The organism is Thermatribacter velox (genome assembly GCF_038396615.1).
In the GTDB taxonomy this organism is placed as follows: domain Bacteria; phylum Atribacterota; class Atribacteria; order Atribacterales; family Thermatribacteraceae; genus Thermatribacter; species Thermatribacter velox.
In genome coordinates this window covers 306,131-323,838 of record NZ_CP121689.1, presented here as the reverse complement: position 1 = coordinate 323,838, position 17,708 = coordinate 306,131, and the positions used below count along the sequence as shown (strand labels likewise).

At 44.6% G+C, this 17,708-nt stretch carries 16 protein-coding genes and 1 tRNA gene; 4 read left to right on the top strand and 13 right to left on the bottom strand.

Annotated features, from left to right (window positions below; translation table 11 throughout):
- Positions 1–4 precede the first annotated feature (4 nt).
- From QBE54_RS01595 to QBE54_RS01565, 7 genes are all read right to left on the bottom strand, one after another.
- Positions 5–499 carry a chemotaxis protein CheW gene (locus tag QBE54_RS01595; protein WP_369018615.1) on the bottom strand — a complete coding sequence of 165 codons (495 nt, stop codon included), beginning with the start codon at positions 497–499 and terminating at the stop codon, positions 5–7.
- 239 nt (positions 500–738) lie between these two features.
- Positions 739–1,977, bottom strand: a complete 1,239-nt coding sequence (locus tag QBE54_RS01590; protein WP_369018614.1) for a uroporphyrinogen decarboxylase family protein — start codon at positions 1,975–1,977, stop codon at positions 739–741.
- Positions 1,978–1,989: 12 nt separating this feature from the next.
- A complete protein-coding gene (locus QBE54_RS01585; protein ID WP_369018613.1) occupies positions 1,990–2,859 on the bottom strand; it encodes an ABC transporter permease in 870 nt (289 codons plus the stop codon).
- A 49-nt stretch (positions 2,860–2,908) separates the two neighbouring features.
- On the bottom strand, positions 2,909–4,426 hold the full coding sequence (locus QBE54_RS01580; protein WP_369018612.1) for a sugar ABC transporter ATP-binding protein: 1,518 nt from the start codon (positions 4,424–4,426) through the stop codon (positions 2,909–2,911).
- Between the two features lie 72 nt (positions 4,427–4,498).
- Positions 4,499–5,689: a sugar ABC transporter substrate-binding protein gene (locus tag QBE54_RS01575; protein ID WP_369018611.1), complete on the bottom strand. Its 1,191-nt coding sequence runs from the start codon at positions 5,687–5,689 to the stop codon at positions 4,499–4,501.
- A 186-nt stretch (positions 5,690–5,875) separates the two neighbouring features.
- Positions 5,876–6,970: a uroporphyrinogen decarboxylase family protein gene (locus QBE54_RS01570; protein WP_369018610.1), complete on the bottom strand. Its 1,095-nt coding sequence runs from the start codon at positions 6,968–6,970 to the stop codon at positions 5,876–5,878.
- Between the two features lie 24 nt (positions 6,971–6,994).
- Complete coding sequence (locus tag QBE54_RS01565) at positions 6,995–7,768, bottom strand: DeoR/GlpR family DNA-binding transcription regulator (RefSeq protein ID WP_369018609.1); 774 nt, start codon at positions 7,766–7,768, stop codon at positions 6,995–6,997.
- Positions 7,769–8,017: 249 nt separating this feature from the next.
- Between QBE54_RS01565 and QBE54_RS01560 the strand changes: the two genes are divergently transcribed.
- On the top strand, positions 8,018–9,241 hold the full coding sequence (locus QBE54_RS01560) for an IS256 family transposase (RefSeq protein WP_369018608.1): 1,224 nt from the start codon (positions 8,018–8,020) through the stop codon (positions 9,239–9,241).
- Positions 9,242–9,585: 344 nt separating this feature from the next.
- Here QBE54_RS01560 and QBE54_RS01555 read toward each other — a convergent pair whose 3' ends face one another.
- The 3 genes from QBE54_RS01555 to QBE54_RS01545 form a co-directional block, all read right to left on the bottom strand.
- On the bottom strand, positions 9,586–10,848 hold the full coding sequence (locus QBE54_RS01555; protein ID WP_369018607.1) for a uroporphyrinogen decarboxylase family protein: 1,263 nt from the start codon (positions 10,846–10,848) through the stop codon (positions 9,586–9,588).
- A gap of 99 nt (positions 10,849–10,947) precedes the next feature.
- A complete protein-coding gene (locus tag QBE54_RS01550; protein WP_369018606.1) occupies positions 10,948–11,610 on the bottom strand; it encodes a peroxiredoxin in 663 nt (220 codons plus the stop codon).
- Positions 11,576–11,983: a transcriptional repressor gene (locus QBE54_RS01545; protein ID WP_369018605.1), complete on the bottom strand. Its 408-nt coding sequence runs from the start codon at positions 11,981–11,983 to the stop codon at positions 11,576–11,578. The genes QBE54_RS01550 and QBE54_RS01545 overlap by 35 nt, the downstream gene beginning before the upstream one ends.
- A 295-nt stretch (positions 11,984–12,278) precedes the next feature.
- Between QBE54_RS01545 and QBE54_RS01540 the strand changes: the two genes are divergently transcribed.
- The 3 genes from QBE54_RS01540 (at position 12,279) to QBE54_RS01530 (ending at position 14,298) form a co-directional block, all read left to right on the top strand.
- Positions 12,279–12,355 (top strand) — tRNA-Arg (locus QBE54_RS01540).
- 781 nt (positions 12,356–13,136) lie between these two features.
- The gene (locus QBE54_RS01535) at positions 13,137–13,898 is read left to right on the top strand and encodes an HAD-IIA family hydrolase (RefSeq protein WP_369018604.1); all 762 of its coding nucleotides are present in this window, start codon (positions 13,137–13,139) and stop codon (positions 13,896–13,898) included.
- A gap of 79 nt (positions 13,899–13,977) precedes the next feature.
- Positions 13,978–14,298 (top strand): cupin domain-containing protein, encoded by a 321-nt coding sequence (locus tag QBE54_RS01530; RefSeq protein WP_369018603.1) that lies wholly within the window; start codon positions 13,978–13,980, stop codon positions 14,296–14,298.
- Between the two features lie 27 nt (positions 14,299–14,325).
- Here the strand turns inward: QBE54_RS01530 and QBE54_RS01525 are convergent, their stop codons facing one another.
- The 3 genes from QBE54_RS01525 to QBE54_RS01515 all read right to left on the bottom strand — a co-directional run bounded on the left by QBE54_RS01525 (position 14,326) and on the right by QBE54_RS01515 (position 17,708).
- Complete coding sequence (locus QBE54_RS01525) at positions 14,326–14,916, bottom strand: YbhB/YbcL family Raf kinase inhibitor-like protein (protein WP_369018602.1); 591 nt, start codon at positions 14,914–14,916, stop codon at positions 14,326–14,328.
- A 114-nt stretch (positions 14,917–15,030) separates the two neighbouring features.
- Positions 15,031–15,417 (bottom strand): VOC family protein, encoded by a 387-nt coding sequence (locus QBE54_RS01520; protein WP_369018601.1) that lies wholly within the window; start codon positions 15,415–15,417, stop codon positions 15,031–15,033.
- 14 nt (positions 15,418–15,431) lie between these two features.
- Entirely contained in the window at positions 15,432–17,708 is a 2,277-nt protein-coding gene (locus QBE54_RS01515) for a glycoside hydrolase family 3 N-terminal domain-containing protein (RefSeq protein WP_369018600.1), read from the bottom strand.

The window sequence follows — 17,708 nt, the reverse complement described above, 5'->3', positions numbered from 1 at the left end:
TCCCCTAATTTTCTTTGTTTTCTTCAATTTCCTCGAGCTTGGCTTTTTCTTCCTTGCTGAGCACTTTCTGAAGGTCCAGAATTATCACCAGTTTGTCCTCAAGCTTGCCCACTCCCTGGATATATTCTTCCTGAATGGAAGCAATAAGGGGTGAAGGAGGCTCAATTTTGTCCTCAGAAATGCGCAATACCTCATCAACGGCATCAACTACCATGCCCACTGTATGAGGAGCCACTTCAACCACTATAACCCGGGTATCCTTGGTAACTTCCTTTTCGGACAACCGGAAGCGTTTACGAAGGTCTATAATCGGAATAACCCGTCCCCGCAAATTAATAACACCTTCGACAAAAGAAGGCGCTCCAGGAACTTTAGTTGGCGACTGAAAGCGAATTATTTCCTGCACCTGATGAATATCTACGCCGTAATATTCCTTACCCAGCTGAAAAACCACCAGCTGTACCTCGTTAAAGTGACGACTACTCTCCTGAGCACTCATTTCAGCAAATCCCCCTTTCTAACAGTCCTCGAATTTAAATATCGGCAAAAGAGCCATTTTTTTTAGGGGAAAAAGAGCGAGCTTGTCAAAAATCTTTCGAAGAGCAAAAATAAAAGATGATTACAAAATCTAATTTATCGAAAGAGATCCCCTGCAAACATGATATGGGATGGCAATATTTCCAAAAGTCTTGAAAATCAATCTTTTTAAGCTGGACAATTTCCGTTTAGCAATAACTTTTAGTATCTTCCAGATTTTTCAATCAGCTCGTTAAGTTTCCGCCGATAATAAGTGAATTCACTAAATCCTACCTCAGGCGGGATAAGGTGATCTCCAAAAGGTATATATCCCCCGCTTTTAAGAACTTCCCAAACTGGTTCTAAAATCTGATCAATTCTCTCTTTCCCCTTGGCAATCTCTCCCTTGGGAATACCTCCAAGCAGTTGAAGTTGAGGAAAAGCCTTGCGTACTTTTAAAAGGTCCATTCCACAACTTACTTCAATGGGATACAACCCTGTAATACCACCTTCTAAGAGTAAAGGAATGATATCGAAACAATAGCCATCAGTATCAAGAAGAATAATGTCAACACCTTTAGCCTTCACAAAATCGGTCAAACGACGATAATAAGGAACCATGAAATTTTTGATGATCGCTGGGGAGATCATAGAACCTTTTCCAAAAGACATATCCTCCCAGATATGCAGAGCATCCACTTCTACTTGCGATAGCACCTCTTCGTACACTGCACACCACAGATCAGTAAAGGTTTGTAACATATCGTGAATCAAGTCAGGGTCATCATAATAAGCGAGGAACAGTTTGTCGTACCCCATAAGATGAGCAAGGGTCCCAAAAAGACCATGAGGATAGCCACCCAAAACCAGAGGAAAATCTCTTTCTCTATACCATACGAGTAATTCTTCCCAGTTAGGCGGAAAGCGATTCTCAATGCTATCCAGGCGCAAACGCTCTTCTTTGAGCCTTAACCAGCTTTGCTTATCTTTAATTGGATATTCCAAACCTGAAGGTAAAACACCTGTGGTTTTCAAAAAATGCCTTTTGACGCCATCGATGTCTTGATAGACAAGGTGTTCTTCATCTTCCTCCAAAATAACAATTTCAAAAGGAGGAGAAAATAAAAGATTCACGTTAACCAAAATCTGACCTTTGTCCATCTCAAAATAATTCCTAATATCATAATCAAGCGGAAAGCCTTGAGTAGGCCAATACAAGCCCCCACCAGTAATGGCTATACCCTCCGGAAGGCTATTTCCAGCAATGGAATTCCAGGCAGGCACATAAAGGCTGGCAGTAGGAGTGCTTACCTTGTCAGGAACTCGAGGATAATACTTTCGGGGTAAGCCCTCCTTATAAAAGCGGTCGACAGTACCACCCCAATACCCAAATTCCCACTTTAAAGCACACACTTCCGTGTTGAAATGCATAACTTCGTGAAAGCGTTCTCGAGCATTCACTTTTTGACCCTCCTAACGTCTTCTCTGCCGAAGCTGATCTATTCCTACTGCACCGAGCAACACAATACCCTGAACTACTTCTTGCCAGAAAGAAGAAACATTCAGAATAACCAACCCATTGGTCAAAGTACCCAAAATTAAAACACCCAGTAGCGTACCCCAAACATTGCCCGAACCACCAGAAAGACTAGTTCCTCCAAGAATTACAGCAGCAATTACTGTCAAAATAGTCCCGGATAAAGCAGCTGGTGCCGCCGCACCCAGCATCGAAGCAACCAGAATACCGCTCATGCTACCAGCAAATCCCCCAAACACAAAAAGAACAGTAAGTACTTTTGCATTATTGATGCCACACAGTTTGCTCGCGGTCGGGTTACCGCCAACTGCGTAAACTGAACGACCGAAAGGTGTATATGCCAAAAGAATAAAGAAAAATAGGAAAAAAGCCATCATCAAAATAATGGGAAAAGGTATCCCCAAGAAACTACCCATACCCAGAAACTGAAACTCGGGAACCAAAATACTCACTGTCAACCCACCCGTTAAAACCAACGCTAACCCTTCTATAATGTTGAGCATTCCCAGTGTAGCTATGAAAGGATTGATGCCAACTCTGGTTACCGAAAGAGCATTTCCAAATCCTACAATCACACCAATACCAAGAGCAAAAAGCGCCGCCAGCCAGATATTCCACCCCGCCGCATAAAGAATACCAGTCAGCACACCTGCAAGCTGAGCCGAGGCCCCCATTGACAAATCCATGGCTCCTCCGATAAGCAACGGTGTTTGTGCTGCTGCCATAATACCGATATAGGCCATGTTGGAAGCAATATTGGAAAAGTTTCGCAAAGTGAGAAAAAAGGGAGAAAGAATACTGAACACGATACATAAAACTACGTAAAAACCCAGAAGGAACAGAACCCCAGAGATCCTACTCCACGGATACCTTTTCTTTTTCTCCACCCATGGCAAGGTAGAGGATAGTCCGCTGGTCGACCTCTCCCTTGGCAAATTCTCCAACGACCTTACCCCCTTCCATGACAAAAATGCGATCACTTAATGCCATAACTTCTGGCAAATCCGACGAAAAAATCAAAATACCAATACCCCTCTTTGCCAGCTCATCGAAAATGTGGTAAATTTCTACTCTTGTCCCTACATCAACGCCCTGTGTGGGCTCAGAAGCGATCAAAACTTGGGGATCGTTTGCCAACCATCTTGCCAGAACAACTTTCTGCTGATTACCACCGCTGAGGGACTTAACCGGTTGATCCCAATCTGCAAATTTTATTTGCAGCTTTTTCGCCCACTGGTACACACAATCCAACTCTCTTTGGCTATTTATAAATCCATAACGGGTAGTCTTGGGCAAAGCTACCAGAGAAAGATTCTCCTTGACACTCATCTCAGGAACAATTGCTTCCTGCTTGCGGTCCGAAGGAATGAAACCCAATCTGAAACGCCGAGCATGACCTGGGGAACGTAAAAATAATTCTCGTCCTTTCACCATCACCTTACCACGAGCAGGATGAGCACCAAAAAGAGCCAAAGCCAGTTCATTGATGCCTGAACCTATAAGGCCGAAAAATCCAACAATTTCACCAGCATGCAGAGTAAAACTTAAGTGATCATAGAGTCCTTCCACTTCTAAATCCTCAACCCGAAGAATTTCTTCGCCCTCCCTAATACTACTTTCACGAGCAGGATAAAGCTCTTCAAGAGACCTGCCAATCATTGACTGAACTAATTCCCGCCACGAAGTATTAGCAGTCCTAAAATCGCCAGTATTCTTTCCATCACGAAGAACAACAACCCGATCACTTATTTCGAAAACTTCTTCAAGGCGATGAGTAATATAAATGATACCCACGTTTTGAGCTTTCAAGCGCCTAATAACTGCAAAAAGCCTTTCCACCTCTTTTTGGGTCAAGGTAGCCGTTGGTTCATCCATGACGATAATATTCGCTCTACCAGCAAGTGCCCGTGCTATCTCCACCACTTGTTTTTCAGAAACCGTTAATTCTTTAACCAGAGCATCGGGGTCAATGTTCTCTCCCAAAAGCTCCAACAACTCCCTGGTCTTCCGATACATCTCCCTTCGGCTGACCACAGGCATAAAAACAATTTTATTCCGAGGTAAATCACCCGCAAAGATATTTTCAGCAACGCTCAGATCTGGAAAGACCTCCAATTCCTGGTAAATGACCCGAATTCCTTTCTTCAAGGAATCAGCTGGACTATGGAAATGAACCTCTTCGTCTCCTAAAAAGATTGAACCAGAATCCTTACTGTAAAACCCACTCAAGATTTTTATCAACGTAGACTTACCCGCACCGTTTTGACCAAGCAGAGCTACTACCTCACCTCTATCCACGCTGAAATTTACCTGGTCTAAAACTCTAACTCCAGAAAATGACTTGACAATTTCTTTCATCTCAAGATAGCTCACCGTTATCACCCTTTATTTGCAAAGCTGCAGGCCTCACTTAAAAGACCTGCAGCTTTGCTTCATTACTCCACCCTATTCCATATTTTCGGGAATTAGCTGTGCATAATCAGGATATTTTTCTCTCAAGCTCTCCAAAAATGCGTTATACCCGTCCTTGGGGAACTTATACTCAAGTTGAGGATACCCCTCAGGAGTGCTACAGGGCCACTTAGGATAGTACTCACAGAGATTCATAGGGGTGACTATCACGTGTTGCACAAAAATGCCCTCTGGAAGTTCCATACCAGCCAGTTTCATCAAAGCAGCTGGAATCAAGTAATTACCGTAACGCTCGGGGAAGGAAGCAGGATCGGCAACGTAGATATTTCCCTCTTTCGCAAGCTCTTCCTGTCCAGTTTCATCGCAACCTAACCCAACCACTATAGCATCCTTATCGCGCTTGGTAAATTGAAGCGCCCTTACAATGCCAGTTGCTGACTGACAATTTATAGCAGTACACATTATGGGAACACCCTCAGGTATTCTGGCCAGTACGTTAACCATCTGACTTCGTGAGTAGTCAAGTGTGTTTTTGGTATCAAAGGTGATAACATGGTCTTCGGGGAAACCTGGCACCGAAGCCAAAAATCCAGCAATCTGGCCTTCGGTTCTCATAGCTGGAACTACACCTGACTGGGGGAGAGCGCCAACTACCAGATAACCTTCTTTAACCTTGTCAAGTCCCCATTTAGCAAGTGCTGCCTGGCCCAGATAGCTTCCACCAAGAAAACCTGCCAGTGGGTTGTTTACGCCAAAAAACGTTGCTCCAGGCATAGGTATATCGATAGCAATTACCGGAATTCCAGCCGCGTTAAACTTTTGCATAATTACTGGCCCAAACTTGACGTCAGTCTGGAATTCAATGACGAAATCTACATTACGAGTAATAAAACTCTCTGCATTCGCCAGCGCCGTGGGACCGCTTAAGCGGTTGTCAGCTATTACCAATTCTATTCCTGCAGCTTCGCAATTCTTTTTAATCCCCTCTTCAACTGCCATGCAGAAAGTTATGTCTCTCTGAAGGTTAGCAAAAGCAAAAACGTAATTTTTGCCATTCTTAGGAGGAGTAACTTTCATGGCTTCCTGAACCATGGCCTTAAGCGTATCAGAAGAAAGCATTTCTCCTTTGAATTTAAGCGGATCGAAACCCATAAACTCTGCTGCAAAAGCCATGCTACTCAAAAAAACTCCCAGCAATAAAGCTACAACTAAAAATTTACGCATTTCATAAACCCCCTTCACTTAAACCTAATGTTTTTTTCATAAAATTTTCACAAAAAACACTAACGACTTATCTTTCAATTCAACAGAAAAAACCCACGTCAACCTCCCAGGATATTTCTTAAAAAGCACTTTTACATTCCTTCTATCACCTCCCTCTTTGCGATAACCTCAAGTTCAAAATTTCAATTACGAGGAATACCTACAGCTTTTTACTGCATCAAAGTAAGCCAGAACATTTTCAAGTGGCGTATCCGGTTGAATATTATGCGAGGGAGCTATAATGTAACCCCCACCTTTCCCTGCCTGTTGAAATCTTTTCCAAACCTCTTGTTTCACGTCCTGGGGAGTTCCAAAAGGTAAAATCTCCTGCTCATCAACGCCGCCAAAAAGGCATAAAATACCATACCAATCTCGCTTGATTCTTGCCAGGTCCATTCCAAATGCTTTGGGCTGAATGGGATTCAAAATGTCAACCCCTACCTCTACAAGATCGGGAATAATAGGAAAAATAGAACCACAAGAATGATAAGCAATCTTGAGTTCCGGATTAAGCTTTTTCCAGCGGCTAATGAGAGAGGCATAACGAGGCTTAAAATGTTTTCTCCAAAAATCGGGAGAAATAAGCATACCTCTCTGGGTCCCAAAATCATCACCTATCCAGAGAACGTCAACACCCATATCAACTAATTTCTTACCACAGGGAAAAGCGTAATCCTCCTGGATACGGTCCAAAAGGGTAAAAACGTACTCTTTTTTCATGACTAAATCTATAAGAAACTTTTCCATCCCTACCAAATTCCAGGATAACTCAAAAATGGTCGCCTCAAGATCCCCTATGATGGCATAGGAAGAAGAATACTTAGCAATCATCTGCTCCGCTTTTCGCCACCTCCAGGTATCAAGAGCTTCAGGAAGAGGGTAATTTAATACATCATCGGCGGTTTCGGCTTCTTCCAAAGGACGTTTGATAATTTCATCATAAAACTCCGTCCCCTTACAAACAAAGCCAAACTCGTCAATAAGAGTTCCATCCTCACAAAGACGAGTCTCTTTACTCTTGCCCCTTCCTGGTCCTACACCAACCGCGTCATTGCCCAAAGACAAAAGAATCTCCGTATGCGAAATTCTGGTAGAAAGGAAAGAATCCTCTGGCTCAGAAGGCAAACCCAAAAACCTACCAAGCTTCTCAGCAATTTGAGGAGTCAAATTAGTGAAAGTCGGTACTCGATCTGGCTCTTCAAAACGAAGAGCCTTCAACATTCGTTCTCGTGGACTTAACAAATCCTCACCCTCCTCCCTTACTCCTCAGCTATCTCTGGCTATCCTTACCTCAACACCCAGTTCTTCAAGTTTTTCTACAGCTTCTTTATCAACATCGCCATCTGTAACCAGGATATGAATAGCAGAAAGATCAGCAATTTTAAAGAACGCCTGTTCCTTAAGCTTACTGCTTTCTGCCACCAGAACAACTTTTCTCGTTGATTGGATCATCGTTTTTTTGAGGTGCGCCTCAAGCTCAAAGACATCGGCAATAGCCATTTGTTCAAGAGAAATAGCCTTTGCACCCAGAAAAAGACAATCTGCGAAATAGTTGCGAATTGCACTTTCTGCCTGAGGACCCACAAAGGAAAAAGAAGGAGCGTGGAGAGTTCCTCCAGTAGAAATAATGTTAAAGTTCGGATTATGAGCAAGTGAGATGCATATATCCAAAGAAGTAGTGAGAATGGTAACACGCTTGGCAGGATCTATGCTACGTGCAACTTGTAAGGAAGTGGTACTGGCATCAAAAATGATAGAATCCCCTTCTTCGATAAGCTTCACAGCTTCTCTACCAATAAGTTCTTTAACTTTTCGGTTAGAAATCTCTCGCAAAGAAAAGGGTATTTCAGCGCTACTTTTGCCTATCCGTACCGCTCCTCCATAGGTGCGGCGTAGAAGTCTTTGTCTATCGAGAACCCTTAAATCCTGGCGAATAGTATCTTCGCTGACGCCAAAAAGCTTGACAAGCTCTTTGACCGAAACAGTCTTTTTTTCTTCTAATACCCCTAAAATCTTAAGTCGACGCTCTTCGACAATCATCGAAACTTAGGAGCACCTCGACAAACTGTTAATAGTATACATTAAATAACCAAACATTAGCAATATAAATTCCTAGAAATATAGTGTAATTTTATAAAAACTTTTTCCTAACTAATTAGTAATTTTTAGTAATTTTTTAGCAATCAATTAGCTTTCCTTAACAAACAGAAAGGAACAAAAGGGACTGTACAATAAACTGTGTAAACCCCTTTGGGAAAAAGATAAACTTTTACCAAGGGGGTTATGAAAATGAAAAAGGAAAAACTATTAAGAAAACAGCTTCGAGAGTTCATCAAAGAGAACAACCTGGTCACGGCCCAAGACGCCCAGGACGCTATTAAGTCCCTCATGGGCAAGCTCATCGAAGAAATGTTAGAAGCTGAGCTCGAAAACGAACCGGGCTACAGCCGCTATGACTACCGCAACAAAAAGACAGACAACGCAAGAAACGGTCACAGCAAAAAGAAGGTAAAGACTGAACTTGGACCCTTAGAGATAAGCGTTCCCCGCAACCGTAACGGCGAATTCGAGCCGATAGTAGTCAAGAAATACCAGAGAGATATCTCTAGCATAGAAGACCAGATACTGTCCATGTATGCCAAGGGAATGAGCACCCGCGACATACAGGAGCACCTGGAAAGGATATACGGGGTTCACGCCTCGCCATCCCTGATATCAAGCATTACAGACAAGATACTTCCGGTTGTCAGGGAGTGGCAGAACAGGCCTTTGCAGCCGATATACCCGTTCATTTTCATTGATGCAGTGCACTACAGCGTGCGGCAAGACGGCCAGGTTGTTAAAAAAGCAGCCTACGTAGTAATAGGCATCGATCTTGACGGCCGGAAAGATGTTTTGGGTATATGGATTGGCGAAGCCGAAAGTGCCAGGTTCTGGCTGTCGGTATTAAGCGACATAAAAAACCGCGGAGTTGAGGATATACTGATTATCTCGGCTGACGACCTTGCCGGGATAAGCCAGGCCATCAAAGCCATCTTTCCTCAAGCAGAAGTGCAAAAATGCGTAGTCCATCAGATAAGAAACTCTGTGCGTTACGTCAGCTACAAAGACCGTTCTCAGTTTGTCAAAGATCCCAAAGCCATTTACAAGGCAGTGAACCAGGAAGAAGCTCTCAGCGCCTTGCAAGCTCTAGAAGACAAGTGGCAAGCCAAGTACCCGTTGGCGGTAAAATCCTGGATTAGAAACTGGGACGAGTTGTCCACCTGCTTCAATTATCCTCCCGAGATACGGAGGTTGATATACACAACCAACATCATCGAGGCTTTTCACCGCCAACTGCGAAAAGTAACTAAAAGCAAAGCGGCGCTTCCCAATGACGATGCCCTTATCAAGATCCTGTACCTGGTCACCATGGATGTGACCGAAAAGTGGACAGTGTCAGTGAAAAACTGGGGACTGATTCTATCCCAGTTGATAATTCTGTTCAAAGAAAGGATTGAGCCTTACCTCTAAACTAGTTACCAATTAAGGGGTTTACACAAAAAACTTGACAGACCCGAACAAAATCAGAAACCTTACCCAAAATTCTCGAAAAACGCGAAAGAAGTTTAACCACCCAGGAGAAACACAAAAATCGTCTGGTTATTTTATGATTTCGGAACATCAAGAAACCCCGTGAGTAGACAAACAGTCAAACTTCTTCCGTTCCAAAAAACCAAAAAAAGCAATCCCGGAAATTCTCAGGCTCTCAATAAGACAGGACGGGTGTCCCTTCTTTCTTACTCCTTTTTGGGACGCCCGTTGTTGCTGATATTTATTCTCTAAGCCTTATAACTTGTCAGCCTAATGAGTGTCCTTCAACGATACTCATTCACTGCCTCAAACAAAGCTAGCAGGTTTTCAACCGGGATTTTGGCCTGAATGTTATGCACAGTGGCGAAAACAAAGCCCCCACCTTTTTTGAAAGTTTCTATAAGTCGGCGAACCTCCTCTTTTACTTCCTCAGGTTTTCCAAAAGGAAGAGTGGTCTGGGTGTTCACACCTCCACCCCAGAAAGTAAAATCCTTTCCAAACTCCTCTTTGAGTTTTTCGGGATCCATTTCAGCAGCTGAAATCTGAACCGGGTTAAGGATATCAAATCCGGCTTCTTCCAGGTCTGGAAGAAGAGCATAGATTGAGCCACAGGTGTGAATGAAGGTTTTCCAGGAAGTGTTCTGATGAACCCAATCGTTAATCTTTTTGTGGAAGGGCTTGAAGAGTTCTCGATACAGGGAAGGAGAAATAAAAGGACCATGTTGCGAACCAAAATCCGTACCCGAAATCACAATCACCTGAATGCGCTCTCCCACTGCCTGATGGAATCTTTTTAGGTTTTCAAGGCCGATTTCGGTCATGCGGGAGAACACTTCCTTGAGAAACTCCTTGCGGGTCATCAAAGAAATGTACCACTCCTCTACATCTCGGATGCCTTTGGGGTCTGGAAGAGCCGGACCGGGAACATAGGCAATATCACCTAAGTTGGTACCGGGAACTCCTGAAGATACCACAGCGTAATCGGTTTCTTCATAAAGCCGTTTTGATTCTTGCTCGTAATAGCTCAACTCTTCATCAGTGAGCAGAGTATATTCCTCAATCTGGTCTTCAACTTTGAGCTCCTCATCACGGAAGGGTTTCTGGCGAATCAGGGCATCATGATAGAATCCATCTCTGGGCATTTTGGCAGAAGGTGGGAAACGGGTATCACCCAGGGGGTATTGGTAGATATCACCATTGGCATCGGGAGTGGTGTTGAACTTGCCAGGAACCAAAAGGGGTGTACCGTCAAAAAAAGTCCAGGGTTTCCAGTCAGCATTTTCGAAACCAAAAAAGTTTTTAGGAGGAAAAAGAGGCACTGTATCTATCCCCAGAACCTTGCGTAATTCATCGTCAACCTCTCCCAGCATCTGGAAAGGATCGATAACCTTAACTGGTTCATCCTCTCTGATAAGGCCAAGGGCTACTTTTAATTTGTGGAGGCTGGAAACATGGATTCCAGTAACTAAGGTAGAACCAAGATCCAGAGGAAGAACATCCGTTTCGCGGTGTCCAAGAGAAGCAATAACACGCTCGCGTGGAGTCATAAAAACGCCCTCCCTTGTTTTTAAATTCCAAAACGTTGTACTTAGTTTAGCACAAAAGGGAGGGCGCTAAGGCTATTGAGTCAAAGTTGGAAGCACAAATCAAAGCTCCCGATAACAGAACCACCAGTCAAAACATTCCAACTCGCCTTTCTGCGCTTTTTGCAAGCGCTCTTTAGCTGCCTCCTCGGTTGCTGCCGGTGGAACAATGACTTTGTTACCAATAAGCTCATTGTTTGGCCAGTTTTCAGGCAGAGCCACTTTATTGGCATCTGAAACCTGCAAAGCCTTAACTGCTCTCAAAACCTCTCCCACGCTGCGACCTACTTCTTGAGGATAGTACATCATTAACCGCAAAATACCTTTGTCATCAACTACAAACACCGCCCTCACCGTGTTGGTGCCTTTCTGGGGATGAATCATACCCAGTTGAAAAGCCACCCTACCCAGCTCATCGGCAATTACCGGGAAAGGAATTTTTACTCCCAGTTTTTCTTCAATCCACTCTACCCACTTTATATGAGCAAAAACCTGATCCACTGAAAGGCCGATAAGCTCGGTGTTAATCTTCTTGAATTCTTCCGCTTTTTTCGCAAATGCCACAAACTCAGTGGTGCAAACCGGAGTAAAGTCTCCAGGGTGACTGAAAAGCACAAACCACTTACCCGCATAGTCCCCGGGCAGTTTTTTGATGCCGTGAGTAGTCTTCACCTCCATTTCCGGGAATTTCTCACCAAGAAGTGGCATCCCGGCTTGATTCTCCATTTCCATTTCCCCCTTTTTTCTTTTTGTTATCTAATTTGCACTCAGGGCATAAACCCCTGAGGTAAAGTTCTTTACTTTCTACCTCAAAGTCTTCCAGGCCTTCCCACTGTAACCCTTCAAAGGAAAACCCAAAATCGTAGACCCTACCACACCGAGAACATCTGAAGTGACCGTGCTCTTTCATGTCAGCATCAAAACGTGCCTTATCTCCTTCAACAGTAACCACTTTTACCAAACCGGCTTCAACAAAAGCTCGCAAGGCATTGTAGACCGAAGTTCTGGAAAGAGTAGGCATTTCCTCTACCAGCGACGAGAAAATCTCATCAGCAGTGGGGTGAGTGCGGTGTTCCAATAAGTACTTGAGTACCTGCACCCTCACATGCGAGGGCCGTAGTCCTTTTTGAGTTAAGTATTTCTTAATTTGCTTTTGAGAATACACTGTCCAGTTACCTCTTTACAATAAATTCTATTTTGTAATCATTACAAACTTATTATAAATACACTTTTGTAATATGTCAATACAATTCCCAAACCCTGACCAGAATTTTTAAGAAAAAAATAGCTTCCCTTTTATCTAACGCATCTTTAACTCTGAAAAAACCGGTGCCAGCTCAAAAACACCCAAGTTGACAAAAAAGGGTTTTGGGAGTATATTTTTCACGCAAGGTGCGCCCGTAGCTTAACTGGATAGAGCAACGGACTACGGATCCGTAGGTTGGGGGTTCGACTCCCTCCGGGCGCGCCAGCGAGTGCTGAAGCCCGCTTTATAAGCCGCTCGAGAGCGCAAGCGCCCTCTTTCTGTTGGGGGTTCTTTTTTGGTTGCCAAAACCCCAAGTCCGTGCTTCTTGAATGGCTTAAACTTGTCAATATTTATATTCTTGAACAAAAAAACACTATATAAACAGCGTAAAACAAGGGGGGAAAGATAATCCCCAAAGTTGTCCTTCCTCAAGGAGATGTGCTGACAAAAACGAACTCCGCATACCCCCAAACGCAATCTTCAAGGAAGCATACGGTCCTGAAAACTGCAAAAATCATACTCCTATTCTGGACCATCTAAAAAGACTGTATAGAACCGGCGGATGGAAGAAAAATGAATTGATTGCGTAGGTACAAACCAAACTAACGACCGCAAACTCACGGGAATGAACAAGGTACTGGCTGACCACCAATAAAGAAGCTACGACATGCTTCACCTTTTGAAGTTTTTGAGAAAGAAAAAATATTTGCTATCAAGTAGAGGTAGAACTGGTTGATAATTTATACCAAGAAAAGCAAAAAGGTGCTAACGGAAACCCACGTCTGGTGTGGGTTTCCCCTTGCAATGTAGTGCACAACGCTCACTCACTCCCCAATCTCAATAAAAAACAGAGTCTCCGATAACCTCCCTTTTGGGCTTCACTTGACCTTTTCCAGAATACTTGCTTTTCCTACATCTTAATCAACATGTCATTTACCCCCGATCCAGCGCCTTAAAACACTCTGCTATAGTATAATTAAGCAAAAATCGCTTCCGGGAGGCAAAAATGAACAAAAAGGCCTTCCTTATCGATATGGACGGCGTGCTGGTTTACGGAGACCGGGCTATACCGGGTGCCAGAGAGTTTATAGAAAAGCTGAGGGAAAAAGAATACAAGTTTCTGGTTCTCACCAATAATTCCCAGTATACCCCCTTTGACTTGCAGCACAGAATGAGTCGGGCAGGCATTGACATTGAAGCTGAACGCTTCTTCAGCAGTGCAATGGCTGCCGCACATTTCCTGAGCAAGCAAAAACCAAAGGGCTCTGCCTTTGTCTTGGGGGGTACTGGTCTCTATCAAGCCTTGAATGAAGTAGGTTACTCTTTCACTGATTACCGGCCTGATTTCGTGGTACTTGGAGAAATGGAACATTATCCTTACGATAAAATAATCCGCGCCTGCCAGCTCATTGCTTCCGGCGTGCCTTTTATTGCCACCAATCCTGATCCCTCAGGTCCGGGTAAAGAAGGAATTGTTCCCGCCTGTGGAGCGGTAGCGGCACTCCTTGAAAAGGCCACAGGATATGCTCCCTATTTCGTAGGAAAACCCAACCCCCTTATTCTACGTGCTGCTTTGAGATACCTCGACGAGCATTCAGAAAATGCAGTGATGATTGGTGACCGCATGGATACCGACGTTCGGGTGGGACTGGAAGCAGGCATGGAAACCATTCTGGTTTTAAGTGGGGTGACCAGACCTGAAGACGTTTCCCACTTTCCATACCGTCCAACCCGGGTGGTCCCCTCAGTAGCTGAAATAGAACTGTGACAGAAATTTTGCAGAAACTTTAACCTTACAAAGTCCAAAACATGCTAAAATCCTTAAAAACTTAAAGATGAGGTGCCCTATGAAACCTAAAGTTTATCATTTCTCCTCTCAAGAAGGAAAGTTAATCGAGCGCATTGTTGACCAGGAAGAAGCACAAATCAACCACATAATCCTTCCTTCAGGAGAAAAAGTACCTGAACATCACAGTAACTCTAACGTTTACCTGATAATCATCCAGGGTGAAATGAGCCTCTCTCTGGAAGGTGAAAAAGGGCGGTACTCCCGGGGAAGCATACTTCAGATACCCTATCATACCAGAATGCTGATAGAAAACGAAGGCGAGGAACCCCTGGAGTTCTTTGTAGTTAAGGCTCCTCACCCCGAAAAATATAAAAAATAACCCAAAAGCAAAAGAACTTTCAGGTCGTCACAAAAGCTTTGCTTTCAGGAAGCCTTTCAAAAACTTGCCCAGACTGACCCGGCCAAACATACCCATGAGCTGGGCCTCTCCAAGAATATGGCCTTTAATAAGCTCCAGAACCTGCTTTCTGGTCAAACCAGCTTCTTGGGGCAGTTCTGTATCAAGGGCTATCAGCCTGAAAAAGTAGCGGTGTGGCTTGCCAGGTGGAGGGCAAGGACCCCCATAACCCAATTTTCCAAAGTCGTTTTTACCTTGAAAGATGTGTTCCATAATAACTGCTTCGTTGATTTTGCCCACACCTTTGGGTAAGGCGGAAAGCGAAGGAGGAATGTTGTAAAGGACCCAGTGCGTAAAAATACCTCGCGGGGCATCAGGATCTTCGCAAATTAACACCAAACTCCTGGTACCCTCGGGTAAATTTTCCCAGCAAAGGGGAGGAGAGAGATTTTCCCCTAAACAGGTATACTCGAGTGGGATTTCACTCCCCTGGGAAAATGCCTCGCTTTTCAGCGTGAAAATGGGTATCCCCTCCTGGGCAAGCAACCCGAAACCACTCAAAAGAGGCAAAAGCAAAACTAACCAGCCCAGTCTCTTCACGTCAGACCAACCTCCTTACTGGGCAGCAGCTCGCACTTCCAGTATAATCCTCCACTCTCAGAAAAACAACCAAAAGGCCACGTCTTAAGACGTGGCCTCAGCCCCTTATCAACCTCAAGGTTTTTTCGGTGGCTCCACTATCTCCAGAGTCTCCTGCATAGGTCCTGCAAAATAAGCGTAACGGAAACCATGCGTCTCAGTTAAGGGAAGAACAACCGGTATCCCCTTCGCTTGGAGCGCTGCGAAAGTTTTGCTCGCATCTTCCACCTGGAGTGCTATATGGAAAGAAGAAGAATGCGACCACTCATCATCCGAGGGTGCAATGATCTCAAGCAACGTATTCCCCAAATCCAGAAAAGCTATATCTGCTTTTTCACCCTCATCGTAAAAGCGCTCTGTAACTTTAAACCCCAAAACCTCGCCATAAAAACGCAGGCTCTCCTCCATATCCCGGGTAAAAATTGCCACGTGGTGCAAACCTTTCCAGGATAAAGCGCCCATACATTTCACCTCGCTTAAAGTACTTCCACTTTACTTGCAAAATGCCGATATTTGGTAATCACTTGCTCTCTGACAACTTCAAAAGTACCCTGTAACTTTATATCTTCTGAAGAAGCACCTACCAGCACTTCAAAAACGCCCGGTTCCACCACAAAACGCATATGCTCATCATAAAAGGCGAGCTGCTCGGGATAAAGCGTAAAGGTAACGGTGCGCTCTTCTCCAGCTTCAAGGTGAATACGTTTAAATCCTTTTAACTCTTTACTCGGCCGGACCAAAGAAGACACAACGTCTCTGATGTAGAGCTGTACCACTTCATCCCCGGCAATCCTGCCAGTATTTTTCACCCGAAAGCGTATCTTAACACCCTCCAGAGAAGTGACCCGGTCAGGTTGAATCTGAAGGTCCTGGTACTCAAAACGCGTATAGCTTAGACCGTACCCAAACGGGAAAAGTGCCCGAGCATCAGTTTCAATATACTCGCTGAAAGCGGTGGATTTCCGGTTATAGTAAACAGGTATTTGTCCCACTTTCTTTGGGAAAGAAATCGGCAGCCTTCCAGCTGGGTTGTAGTCACCAAAAAGCACATCAGCCACAGCATTTCCGCCCTCTTCCCCAGGATACCAGGCTTCAAGAATGGCAGAAAGATTTTCCGCTTCCCACCCAAGCTCCAGAGGCCGCCCATTGACAAGAACCAAAACTATTGGTTTTTCAAGTTTTTTAAGCTCTCTGAGCAGCTCTCTCTGCACTCCAGGAAGGGTAAGCTCTGTACGGTCGCTTCCTTCACCCGAAATAGACTGTTTGAAAAGTCCACTTCGTTCACCCATGACTGCTATAATCACTTCCGCTTGCTGGGCAACGTTTAGGGCTTCCTGAAACCCATCCCGCGAGTCATCGCCCAAATCACATCCTCTTGCATATAAAACCTCGGTTTGAGGAGAAACTTTGTTTTTAATGCCTTCAAGGACACTCACTGTCTTAACCCATTCCTTCCAGACGGCCTCCTTGCCTTTCCAGGCCTGGACACTGGGAATATGTGCACTGTAGCTGTAATCTCCGTGGAGGTTAATTTTCTCCGCCGCATTGGGGCCAATCACTGCTATGCTTTTCACGTCTTTACTGAGCGGAAGCACTCCGTCGTTTCTCAAAAGAACCATTGAAGCACAGGCTATTTCTCGGGCCAGAGCACGCTCTTCTTCGGTATCCAAAACTTGAACAACTTTTTCACTTTGCACGGTAACCATCTCTTCTTCAAAAAGCCCCAGCTCAAACTTAACATTGAGAACCCTTCGCACTGCTTCATCAACGACTTTTTCGCTTAACATGCCTTCGCGTACAGCATCAACGATAAACTGGTAACAATCAATATCGGGAAGCTCTATGTCTATTCCAGCTTGAAGAGCCTTTATGGCTGCTTCTTTTGCATCCCGGGCTACTCGGTGAAAGTTCTCAAGCATGCGTACTGCATTGTAATCTGAAACCACAATGCCTTCAAATCCCCACTCCTCACGAAGTATTCTGGTCAACAAAAAATAAGAAGCAGCACAGGGAACACCATCTATATCGTGATAGGCGTTCATGATAGAGCATACTCCAGCTTCCCGAACGGCCACCTCAAAGGGGAAAAGAAAAACCTCACGCAATTCACGTTCCCCTACCCGAGCAGGACCAAGGTTGCGACCCCCTTCAGAAATGCCGTAAGCAGTAAAATGTTTAGCAGTAGCTACAACCCCCTGGCGCAAGTCTTCCCCTTGCAAGCCCCTGATGTACGCAGCACCCATCCGGGAAACCAGGTAGGGATCTTCGCCAAAAGTCTCTTCGGTCCTTCCCCAGCGGGGATCTCGAGGAATATCAAGCACCGGAGCCAGGCCCTGATGAACCCCCAGCGCACGCATTTTCTTACGGATGGTAGTGGTCATTCTCTCTACAAGCTCCGGCGAGAAAGTGCTCCCCAACGCGATAGCCTGGGGGAAAACAGTAGCTCCTCTCATCATCAATCCACTTAAGCACTCTTCATGGATCATAGCCGGAATACCCAACCGCGTTTCTTCTCTTAAGAAGCGCTGGATTTCATTGCCAAGTTCTACTGCCTGCCGAGGATCGGCTTCAGGATCGCCAACCAAACGAGTTATCTGGCCAATGCCATTTTTGAGCAACTCCCGGGCTTTAGTCGGCGAAAATTTCCCGTTTTCGGTAAGGCGATTAGAATGCACTGCGCAAAGCTGGGCTACTTTTTCCTCAAGAGTCATTCGAGAAAGTAAATCACGTACCAGTTCGGATGTTTTGCCCAT